Genomic DNA, 9,948 nt, shown 5'->3' on the forward strand with positions numbered 1-9,948 from the left:
TACGGCATCCCGCTGATGCTGGCGATCATCGGTGGACCGCCCGCGCAGTTCGCCCCGTACGCCGACCTCTACCGGCAGGCGCTCGAGCAGCTCGGCAAGCCGCAGCTGCCGATCGGTGTCCACTCGCCGGGGCACGTCGCCGACAGCGACGAGCAGGCGCGCGACGAGCTCTGGCCGCACTACGAGGTGCAGCGCACCCGGATCGGCCGCGAGCGCGGCTGGCCGCCGGCGAGCCGCGAGGAGTTCGAGGCATCGGCGGGCCCGGAGGGCGCGTTGTACGTCGGATCGCCGCAGACCGTCGCCGACAAGATCGTCCGCAACACCAGGATCCTCGGCATCGACCGCTTCGACCTCAAGTTCAGCAACGGCACGCTGCCGCACGACAAGCTCATGCGCAGCATCGAGCTGTACGGCCGCGAGGTCGTGCCGCTCGTCCACGAGGCGCTCGCCTAGAGTCGTCGTCATGGACCTTGCCTCGCTGCCGAGCCCGCGCACGCCAGACTCGATGGAGGCGCCGCCGCTGCGTTGGGGCGTCATGGGGCCGGGCTGGATCGCCGAGCGGTTCGTCGAGTCGTTGCAGGCGCACACCCGCCAGGAGGTCGTCGCCGTGGGCTCGCGGGCCCTCCCGCGAGCGCAGGACTTCGCCACGCGATACGGCATCCCGACCGCTGTCGGCAGCTACGAGGAGCTGGCGCAGCGCCCGGAGGTCGACATCGTCTACGTCGCGACGCCGCACCCGTCCCACCTCGAGCTCGCACTGCTCAGCCTCGATGCCGGCAAGCACGTGCTGGTCGAGAAGCCGATCGGGCTGAGCGCCGGCCAGGCCCGTCAGATCGCCGCGAAGGCGGCAGAGACCGGCCTCTTCTGTGCCGAGGCGATGTGGACGTTGTTCCTGCCGAAATGGGACGTCGTCCGCCAGGCGCTCGAGCTCGGGATCCTGGGACAGGTCAAGTCGATCCACTCTGACTACGGCGAGTCGTTCCCCGAGGGGCACCGAGTGTTCGACCCGGCCCTTGCCGGCGGCCCTCTGCTCGATCTGGGCATCTACCCGCTGTCGTTCGTGACCTCGCTGCTCGGACCGCACGAGTCGATCGCTGCTCTTGGGCGACCGGACCCGCACGGGGTCAACGGTCAGCTCGGCGCGACCATGACGCACGCCGGCGGTGCGCTCTCGGTGATCTCCACGACCCTGTACGGCTTCCTCCGCAACGACGTCACGATCGTCGGCACCGAGGCCGTCCTCACGGTCGAGCCCACCCACCACAGCCCCGGACCATTGACCGTCAGGTCTGTCGATGGGAGTCGCACGCTGACGTATGACGAGCCGCTCGGCGACCAGGTCACCGGACTCCACTTCCAGGCGACCGAGGCCGCACGCCGGATCACGGCAGGGGAGCGGCAGACCCCGCTGCGTACGCTCGAGTCGTCGATCATCGCGCTGGAGGCCTCCGACGAGATCCGCCGCCAGATCGGGGACGACATGACGGCAGCGGGCCTGCGGGAGTGAGTGTCAGCGAACCCGCCGGGCGTGCGATCGAGATCGTCCAGGACCGGGACCGCCCGTCGGGCCACACGCTCCGCATCGACGGGACCGACCAGTCCCACGTCGACCTCGACGACCCCAGCCGGCTCGAGTTCGACTACATGCAGCGCATCGCCGATGTCATCGACGCGCTCGGCAGCCCCGGCAAACCGCTGCGCTTCGTGCACATCGGCGGAGCGGCCATGACGATCCCACGGTATGTATCGGTGTCCCGGCCGACGTCCGCGCAGATCGTGCTGGAGCCCGACGAACGGGTCACCGCGCTCGTCCGTGAGCAGCTGCCGCTGCCTCGCAACAGCGGCATCAAGGTGCGGCCGGTCGACGGGCGTTCGGGGATCGCGGCGTTGCGGCCCGGCTTCGCCGATGTCGTGATCCTCGACGCGTATGACGGCGCCCAGATCCCTGCGGAGCTGGCGACCGCCGAGTTCTTCGCCGATCTCGCCAGGGTCGTCGTCGAGCACGGCGTGGTCCTGCTCAACCTCGCCGACAAGGCGCCGTTCCCGTACGTACGCCGGGTCGTCCGCGGCGTACGCGACAACTTCGGTCAGGTCATGATCAGCGCCGAGCCGGCAACGCTCAAGGGCCGCCGGTTCGGCAACGTCCTCGTCACCGCGTCACAGGTGCCGTTGCCGTGGGAAGCGCTTGCCCGGCGCGCAGCGAGCTCACCGTTGCCGTACCGCGTGCTGCCCTACCGGGACGTCATCGAGAAGTTCGCCGGCAAGACCCCGTTCACCGACGCGGACACCCAGCGCTCGCCGGCGCCGCCCGGCGGAGCGGCCTTCTTCAGCTGAGGGCCGCCCGCGCAGGTCTGGCAAGGACGGAACCTACGCGTGCAACGCCTCGGTCAGCGCGTCGACGGCATCGTCGATCTCGTCGCGGGTGATGACCAGCGGGGGAGCGATGCGCAGCGTGCGCTCGTGGGTCTCCTTGCAGAGCACCCCGCGATCACGCAACGCCATCGACACCTCACGCCCGGTCTTGGCCGCCGGGTCGATGTCGATGCCGGCCCACAGGCCGCGTCCGCGTACGGTCACGAGTCCCTTGCCGACGAGCTCGTTGAGCCGCCCGTGCAGGTGCTCGCCGAGGTCGCGTGAGCGCTCCTGGAACTCGCCGGTGCTGAGCAGGTCGACGACGGCACGGCCGACGGCGCACGCAACGGGATAACCGCCGAACGTCGATCCGTGCTGACCGGGCTTGAGCACCCCGAGCACGTCGGCACGGCCCACGACTGCCGAGACGGGGATGATGCCGCCGCCGAGGGCCTTGCCGAGCGTGTAGAGGTCAGCTCGTACGTCGTCGTGGTCGAGCGCGAACAGCTTGCCGGTGCGGGCGAGGCCAGACTGGATCTCGTCGGCGACGAGAAGGACCTCGTTCTCGTCGCACAGCGCGCGCACGCCGGCGAAGAACCCGGCGGGCGGCACGATGACGCCGGCCTCGCCCTGGATCGGCTCCATGAGAATCGCGGCGGTGTTCGGTGTGATCGCGGCACGCACCGCATCGAGGTCGCCGTAGGGGACCGTGATGAACCCGGGCGTGAACGGGCCGTAGTTGTCGTGTGCGGCCGGGTCGTCGGAGAACGACACGATCGTCGTCGTACGACCGTGGAAGTTGCCGGAGGCGACGATGATCTCGGCGCGGTCGAACTCGACGCCCTTGACCTCGTACGCCCACTTGCGCGAGACCTTGATCGCCGACTCGACGGCCTCGGCCCCGGTGTTCATCGTCAGCACCATCTCGGTGCCGGTGAGTGCGGCGAGGTCACGGCAGAACGCGCCGAACTGGTCGTTGTGGAACGCGCGGGACGTCAACGTGAGGCGGTCGAGCTGGTTGCGCGCAGCTTCGATGAGAGCGGGGTGACGGTGCCCGAAGTTGAGCGCCGAATAGCCCGACAGGAAGTCGAGGTAGCGGTTGCCGTCGACGTCCGTCACCCAGGCGCCCTCGGCCTCGGAGATCACCACAGGGAGGGGGTGATAGTTGTGCGCACCCCACTGCTCGTCGAGGGTGATGAAGGACGCGGTGTCGTGAGGAGCTGCTGCCATGTGACCCACGGTACATACGTACACGGCCCACCTCGAACACCGGGATTCCGGACATCCTTCGCGTCGTCGATGTCCCCGCCGGTGCAGCTGGCCGGGAGTGCGATCGATAGCCTGATCGCGTGCCCGGGACCGCCTTCGACGTTGCGTTGCGACCGGCCGCAGGTCCCGTCCGGCTCGTACGCTCGACGGCTGCCGCGCTGGCCTGTGTCGCCACGGCGGCGACCGGCCACGCAGGCGCCGGCGGCGAGCTCGGCGCTAGCGCCGTCATCGCCACGTTCGCCGGTTCGGCCGCCATCGCCTGGTTGCTGTCGGCCCGCCGCGTCACCCCCGGCCAGCTGCTCGGGCTCCTGGTCCTGTGCCAGGCCTGCGTCCATCTCGGCTGCTCCGCCGGCGAGATGACGATGTCAGCATCGATGGTCGCCGCCCACGTCGCCGCGACCGCGATCAGCGCGCTGGCGCTGGCTCGCGGTGAGGCGTTCGTGTGGCAGCTGGCCGAGCGCCTGGGCCTCCGCGCGATCGCGCATGCTCTGCAGGTTGCCCCCGTACCGTCGTGGCGGCCGCTGCCGGCCGTCGTCGCGACGCGATCACTCCACGACGTACGCCTCGCGCACTCGCGCGCCGAGAGGGGACCGCCGACCGGGTCCTGACCCCGCTCCGCACACTCCTCACAGAAGGTCCTTTTCATGAACCGCACCACCGCGCGGCTGTCTGCTGCGCTCATCACGGCTGCCCTCGTGGGCATCGCCGGCCCGGCATTCGCCCATGTCACCGTCTCCTCGACCGATGCCGCTCAGGGCGGGTTCGGCAAGGCGGTGTTCCGTGTGCCGACCGAGTCCGAGACCGCGTCGACGACCAAGCTGGTCGTCACGCTGCCGACCGACACACCGTTCGCGTTCGTCAGCGCCGAGTCGAAGCCGGGCTGGCAGGTCACGGTCGAGGACGCCAACCTCGACCGGCCCACCAAGGTCGGCGAGTTCGAGCTGACCAAGGCCGTACGCACGATCACCTGGACGTCGACCGGCGCCGGCATCCCGCCGTCACAGTTCGACGAGTTCGCCATCTCGGGCGGCCCGTTCCCCGAGGCGGGTGAGATCTCGTTCACGGCCGTGCAGACGTACAGCGACGGCGAGGTCGTCGCCTGGGACCAGGCCCAGAAGGGTGACACCGAGGCGGAGCACCCGGCGCCGACGCTCAGGCTGACCGAGCCCGTCGTGGACACAGCGGGCGACAGCAAGGCCAGCGAGATGGGCATCGCCTACGACCGGGACGACACCGGACGCTGGCTCGGCGGGACGGCGCTGGTGGTGGCGGCCGTCGCCCTGGTTGTCGCCCTGCGGGAGAATCGACGTCGTGCATAACGTCGCTCTCCGTGTGGCTCTCCTGAGCCTCATCCTGCTCCTCGTGGCCCCGGGCCCGGCGTCGGCGCATGCGTCGCTCGTCGGGTCCGACCCCGAGGACGGGGCGATTCTCGCGGCCGCGCCGGCCGCGATCACGTTGACGTTCAACGAGAACATCGGCAACCCCGCGTACGTCACGGTGACCGCGCCCGATGGCAGCAAGGTCGACCTCGGCAATGTGCGGGCCGTCGACAACCGGGTCACCACCACCGTCGCCGACGTCGACCAGAAGGGCCGCTACACCGCGGCCTTCCGCGTGGTCTCGGCCGACGGACACCCGGTCGAGGGCACAATCCACTACACAGCGACGAGCGGCCGCACGGTCGAACAGGTCGACCCACCGGACGAGGAGACCTTCATCCACCGACACAGCGCCCACCTGTTCTGGGGCATCCTCGCCGCTGCCGTCGCGATCGCGTTGCTCCTGGCTCCGCTGAGGAGGCGAGATGACAAGAAGCACGCGTGACGTCCTGTTGGCGTTCCTGGTGGCCGGGGCCGTCATGGTGCTCTGCCTCGATCTCGGGGGAGGTGCACCGAAGCCGGCCCTGACGGACGCCGATCCGGGCCAGTTCGTGGGCTGGGCGGTGCCGTTCACCAAGGTGCTGATGGACGCCTCCGCGGTGTTCGTCATCGGCTTCCTCGCGGCAGCGGTGTTCCTCCTGCCGTCCAAGCAGGACGAGGTGGAGGGGCTGTCGGTCCAGGCCGTACGAATCGCAGGGCGCTGGGCTGCGGTGTGGTCGGCCGCCAGCGTCTTCTACTTCTTCGTCCAGGTGGCCGAGACATTCGGCAAGCCATTGGACGAGCAGTCCTGGGCGTTCATCGAGGGGTACGCCCGCGCGTCCGAGGGTCGTGCCGTCCTGCTGCAGGCACTCGCCGCCGCGGTCGTGGCCGTGGCCGTCCGGTGGACCCTCGGCACGAAGTCCCTGGCAGGCATCCTGGGGATCGCCCTTGCCGGGTTGGCGCCGATCGCCCTGACGGGTCACACCGCCTCGTCGGGCTCGCACGACCTCGCCACGACGAGCCTGCTGCTGCACCTCGTCGGCGTGACCCTCTGGGTCGGTGGTCTCGCCGCCCTCGGCTGGGTCGCCGTGCGGGGGAGCAAGCGCCTCGAGGCCGCCATCGCCCGCTTCTCGTCGCTGGCGCTGTGGGCGTTCGTCATCATCGGCGTCTCCGGCGCGATCAACGCCGCCGTCCGGCTCGGATCGTTCGGTGAGGTGTTCGGATCGGCGTACGGCAAGCTCGTCCTGGTCAAGGTCGCGGCGCTCGTCGTCCTCGGCGGGCTCGGCGTGTGGCAGCGCCGGCGGATCGTCGAGCGGGGCGCCGGCTTCCTCCGGCTGGCGATGACCGAGCTGTTCATCATGAGCGCCACGGTCGGTCTCGCCGTCGCGCTCTCGCGCACCCCGCCTCCGGTCGGCGAGAACGTCCTCAACACCCCGGTCGAGGAGCTCCTCGGCGGGCCCATGCCGGCCGCGCCGACCGTCCTGAGGCTGCTGTGGGGCTGGGCCGGCGGCGGCGTCGGGCTGGCGATCGTCGGCCTCGGCACGGCGTTCTACCTGCGGGGCGTCTGGTCGATGCACCGGCGCGGCGACGCATGGCCGGTCGGGCGTACGATCTCGTGGCTGGTCGGCATGGTGATCATCGCGTGGGCCACGTTCGGCGGGCTGGGGCTCTACTCACACGTCCTGTTCAGCGCCCACATGGCCTCGCACATGCTGCTGTCGATGGTGGCGCCGATCTTCCTCGTGCTGGGCGCGCCCATGACGCTGGCGCTGCGCACGCTGCCGGGTCCGCGGCAGCCCGGCGAGGTGTCGCCACGCACGATGCTGCTGGCGTTCCTGCACTCGCGGTTCTCGCGGTTCTTCACGCATCCCCTGATCGGGCCGGTGCTGTTCGTCGGCAGCCTGTACGGCCTCTACTTCAGCGGCGCGTTCGAGACCCTCATGGCCAACCACTGGGGCCACGCGATCATGGAGCTGCACTTCCTGGCCGTCGGCATCCTCTTCTACTACGTGCTGATCGGCATCGATCCCGCGCCACGGGCGATCGCCCCACTCGTACGTTTCGGGATGCTGCTGGTCACCGTGCCGTTCCACGCGTTCTTCGCGGTCGCGGTGATGTCCGCCAACGAGGTGTTCGCCGGCGACTACTGGCACGAGCTCGACCGCCCCTACCGCACGGACCTGCTCGCCGACCAGTACCTCGGCGGCGGCATGGCCTGGGCGATGGGGGAGATCCCGCTGATCCTCGTGATGGGCGCGATCCTCGTGCAGTGGTTCCGGTCGGATGCCCGCGAGGCCAAGCGGTTCGACCGCTCCGAGAGTCGTACGGGCGACGAGCAGCTCGAGGCCTACAACGCCCGCCTGCGCGATCTCGCCGAACACGGAAAACGGCGGGACCCCTAAAAGGGATCCCGCCGTCGACCGTGTGGCGGTCAGAAGATGATCTGGCCGCCGGATGTTGCTGCGGTGAACCGCGCCTGGGCATCGGCCCAGTTGGCGATGTTCCACCACGCCTTGACGTAGTCGCCCTTGACGTTGAGGTAGTCGAGGTAGAACGCGTGCTCCCACATGTCCAGCTGGATGATCGGGATCAGCGTCGCCGGGACGTTGTTCTGCTGGTCGAACAGCTGCACGTTGATGAGCCGCTGGCCCAGCGTGTCCCAGGCCAGGATCGCCCAGCCGGAGCCCTGCAGGCCGAGCGCCGAGGCCTCGAACTGCGCGCGGAACGCGTCGAACGAGCCGAAGTTGTCCTCGATCGCTGCACCCAGCTCGCCGTCGGGCTTGTCGCCGCCGTCGGGGGAGAGGTTCTTCCAGAAGATCGAGTGGTTGATGTGACCGCCGAGGTTGAACGCGAGGTTCTTCTCGAGCAGGTTGATCGTGTCGTGGGCCCCGGTGCTGCGCGCCTCGTCGAGCTTCTCGAGCGCGGTGTTCAGGCCGTTGACGTAGTTCTGATGGTGCTTCGAGTGGTGAAGCTCCATGATCTTGCCCGAAATGTGCGGATCCAGTGCGCCGTAGTCGTACGGCAGATCCGGAAGTGTGTAGTCAGCCACGATCCTCCTCGGGACGTGGGCACCTCGTGTGCCCGGTGTGTAGTTGTATGCGTTTCAACCTTCAGTCTGTCAGTCCTGTTCCCGCACGCAACGGCGGTGCCCAACCCGTGGGCATCGGGGCCGTGTCCGCAGGTCGGAGACCTAGGCGCATGTCCTAGTCTGTCTGTGGACAATCCCGGGGGAACGACGACGTGCGAGGAGGCGGATCAGATGGAGGAGCGTGTCCTCACGATCCCCAACGCACTGAGCTTCGTCCGCCTCCTGCTGGTCCCGGTCTTCCTGTGGCTCGTGCTCGGGCCCAAGTACGACGAGCTGGCCCTGGCCGTCCTGATGGTTTCCGGCTTCACCGACTACCTCGACGGCAAGCTGGCGCGCCGGCTCAACCAGACGTCCAAGATCGGGGCGATCCTCGATCCCGTGGCGGACCGGTTCTTCATCCTCGCCGTCGTGATCGGGCTGGGCTACCGCGACATCATCCCGTGGTGGCTCGCCGTGATCCTGCCGCTGCGGGACGTTTTCCTGTTCAGCCTGGTGCCGTTCCTGCGCACGCGCGGCTACAGCTCGTTGCCGGTCCACTTCCTCGGCAAGGCGGCGACCGCGAGCCTGCTCTATGCCTTCCCCCTGCTGCTGCTGGGCGACGCGACCGGCACGGTCGCCGACCTTGCCAACGTCTTCGGCTGGGCCTTCACGATCTGGGGTGTGGCGCTCTACTGGTGGGGCGGCATCCTGTACGCCTTCCAGGTGCGCCGGCTCATGGCCACGACCGCACCAGTCGCCCGGGGCTGACGTGGACGAGCCGGAGGCGCCGAAACGGGCCGAGGGCCTGCTCGAGCAGATCGCCGACACCGCCCTTGACGACGACTACTACGTCGTACGGGCCGGCGACTACGCCCAGTCGCGTGAGTTCAACACTCCGCTGACCGCACTGGTCCTGGCGACATTCGCGCTGCTCGTGATGATGGCAGCCCTGCAGACCCGCAACGACCGGCCGGCGACAGAGCGCGAGCGCAGCACCCTGATCAGCGATGTGGCCGCCCGCAAGGAGCTGCAAGCCGAACGTGAGGCCACCGTCCAACGGCTTCGCGAGGAGGTCGCCGACCTGTCGGCCTCCGCCGACCGGTTCGACCCGGCCTACCAGAACCTCCGCCTCGAGACCGGCGACCTGGCGGCCACCGGTCCCGGGATCACCGTCGTGGCGAGCCCGAGCGCCCTCCAGAACCCTGATGGGTCCATCAGCGACCGCGACCTGCAGATCATGGTCAACGGCCTCTGGTACGCCGGCGCCGAGGCGGTGGCGATCAACGGCCAGCGCATCGGCACGCTGACCGGCATTCACACCGCCAATGGCGTGATCAACGTCAACTACCACGACATCGTGCCGCCCTACACCGTCGTCGCGATCGGGCCGAGCGACACGCTCCTGCAGCGCTTCGAGAACAATCCGGCTGGGCGCTACTGGGCGTCACGACAAAAGGAGGCGTCGGTGCAGTTCGGCGTGACACCATCATCAGACCTCTCCGTTCCTGCCGTTCCCAAGAAGCGCATGACGATCCGCCATGCGACAGCCATCAAGGGGGAAGAATGATCCCGGTCATCGGCCTGGCCATCGGCATCGTGGCGGGGCTGGTCCTCCAGCCGACAGTGCCGACGGACCTCCAGCCATACCTCCCGATCGCGATCGTCGCCGCCCTCGACGCCGTCATCGGGGCGCTGCGGGCCCTGGGGGAGCGGCGCTTCAACGACCGCGTCTTCGTGGTGTCGTTCATCTCGAACGTCGTGATCGCCGCGTTCATGGTCTATCTCGGCGACCAGCTCGGCGTGGGCTCGCAGCTCTCGACCGGAGTCGTCGTGGTGCTCGGCATCCGCATCTTCGCCAACGCGGCCGCGATTCGCCGGAGGATCTTCCATGCCTGACAAACG

Annotated in this window: 12 protein-coding genes; 10 read left to right on the plus strand and 2 right to left on the minus strand. The window is 69.0% G+C overall.

The window, feature by feature from the left end; all coding sequences use genetic code 11:
* From V6M46_RS05510 to V6M46_RS05520, 3 genes are all read left to right on the plus strand, one after another.
* On the plus strand, nucleotides 1-453 hold a 453-nt coding region (locus tag V6M46_RS05510), incomplete at its 5' end, for an LLM class flavin-dependent oxidoreductase (RefSeq protein WP_332662774.1).
* Between the two features lie 10 nt (nucleotides 454-463).
* Nucleotides 464-1,507, plus strand: coding sequence for a Gfo/Idh/MocA family protein (locus tag V6M46_RS05515; protein WP_332662775.1), 1,044 nt, complete (start codon nucleotides 464-466; stop codon nucleotides 1,505-1,507).
* Nucleotides 1,504-2,334 carry a spermidine synthase gene (locus V6M46_RS05520; RefSeq protein ID WP_442880450.1) on the plus strand — a complete coding sequence of 277 codons (831 nt, stop codon included), beginning with the start codon at nucleotides 1,504-1,506 and terminating at the stop codon, nucleotides 2,332-2,334. Before V6M46_RS05515 ends, V6M46_RS05520 begins: the two co-directional genes overlap by 4 nt.
* A gap of 33 nt (nucleotides 2,335-2,367) precedes the next feature.
* Here the strand turns inward: V6M46_RS05520 and rocD are convergent, their stop codons facing one another.
* Entirely contained in the window at nucleotides 2,368-3,582 is a 1,215-nt protein-coding gene (rocD, locus tag V6M46_RS05525) for an ornithine--oxo-acid transaminase (protein WP_332662776.1), read from the minus strand.
* 119 nt (nucleotides 3,583-3,701) lie between these two features.
* Here rocD and V6M46_RS05530 point away from each other — a divergent pair, with 119 nt between their 5' ends.
* The 4 genes from V6M46_RS05530 to V6M46_RS05545 are packed head-to-tail and all read left to right on the plus strand — an operon-like array spanning nucleotide 3,702 to nucleotide 7,381.
* A complete protein-coding gene (locus V6M46_RS05530; protein WP_332662777.1) occupies nucleotides 3,702-4,229 on the plus strand; it encodes a hypothetical protein in 528 nt (175 codons plus the stop codon).
* Nucleotides 4,230-4,265: 36 nt separating this feature from the next.
* Nucleotides 4,266-4,940 carry a YcnI family copper-binding membrane protein gene (locus V6M46_RS05535; RefSeq protein WP_332662778.1) on the plus strand — a complete coding sequence of 225 codons (675 nt, stop codon included), beginning with the start codon at nucleotides 4,266-4,268 and terminating at the stop codon, nucleotides 4,938-4,940.
* Nucleotides 4,933-5,445, plus strand: coding sequence for a copper resistance CopC family protein (locus V6M46_RS05540; protein WP_332662779.1), 513 nt, complete (start codon nucleotides 4,933-4,935; stop codon nucleotides 5,443-5,445). The genes V6M46_RS05535 and V6M46_RS05540 overlap by 8 nt, the downstream gene beginning before the upstream one ends.
* Entirely contained in the window at nucleotides 5,426-7,381 is a 1,956-nt protein-coding gene (locus V6M46_RS05545) for a cytochrome c oxidase assembly protein (protein ID WP_332662780.1), read from the plus strand. The genes V6M46_RS05540 and V6M46_RS05545 overlap by 20 nt, the downstream gene beginning before the upstream one ends.
* Before the next feature lie 29 nt (nucleotides 7,382-7,410).
* Here the strand turns inward: V6M46_RS05545 and V6M46_RS05550 are convergent, their stop codons facing one another.
* Nucleotides 7,411-8,028, minus strand: a complete 618-nt coding sequence (locus V6M46_RS05550) for a superoxide dismutase (protein WP_332662781.1) — start codon at nucleotides 8,026-8,028, stop codon at nucleotides 7,411-7,413.
* Nucleotides 8,029-8,238: 210 nt separating this feature from the next.
* On the opposite strand from V6M46_RS05550, the gene V6M46_RS05555 reads away from it, so the two are divergent.
* Genes V6M46_RS05555 through V6M46_RS05565 form a run of 3 tightly spaced genes read left to right on the plus strand, consistent with a single transcriptional unit; the run spans nucleotide 8,239 to nucleotide 9,942 of the window.
* On the plus strand, nucleotides 8,239-8,814 hold the full coding sequence (locus V6M46_RS05555; protein WP_332662782.1) for a CDP-alcohol phosphatidyltransferase family protein: 576 nt from the start codon (nucleotides 8,239-8,241) through the stop codon (nucleotides 8,812-8,814).
* Nucleotide 8,815: 1 nt separating this feature from the next.
* The gene (locus V6M46_RS05560) at nucleotides 8,816-9,613 is read left to right on the plus strand and encodes a DUF881 domain-containing protein (RefSeq protein ID WP_332662783.1); all 798 of its coding nucleotides are present in this window, start codon (nucleotides 8,816-8,818) and stop codon (nucleotides 9,611-9,613) included.
* On the plus strand, nucleotides 9,610-9,942 hold the full coding sequence (locus tag V6M46_RS05565; protein ID WP_332662784.1) for a small basic family protein: 333 nt from the start codon (nucleotides 9,610-9,612) through the stop codon (nucleotides 9,940-9,942). Before V6M46_RS05560 ends, V6M46_RS05565 begins: the two co-directional genes overlap by 4 nt.
* Nucleotides 9,943-9,948: the final 6 nt, after the last annotated feature.

This window comes from Aeromicrobium sp. (assembly GCF_036676885.1).
Taxonomy (GTDB): domain Bacteria; phylum Actinomycetota; class Actinomycetes; order Propionibacteriales; family Nocardioidaceae; genus Aeromicrobium.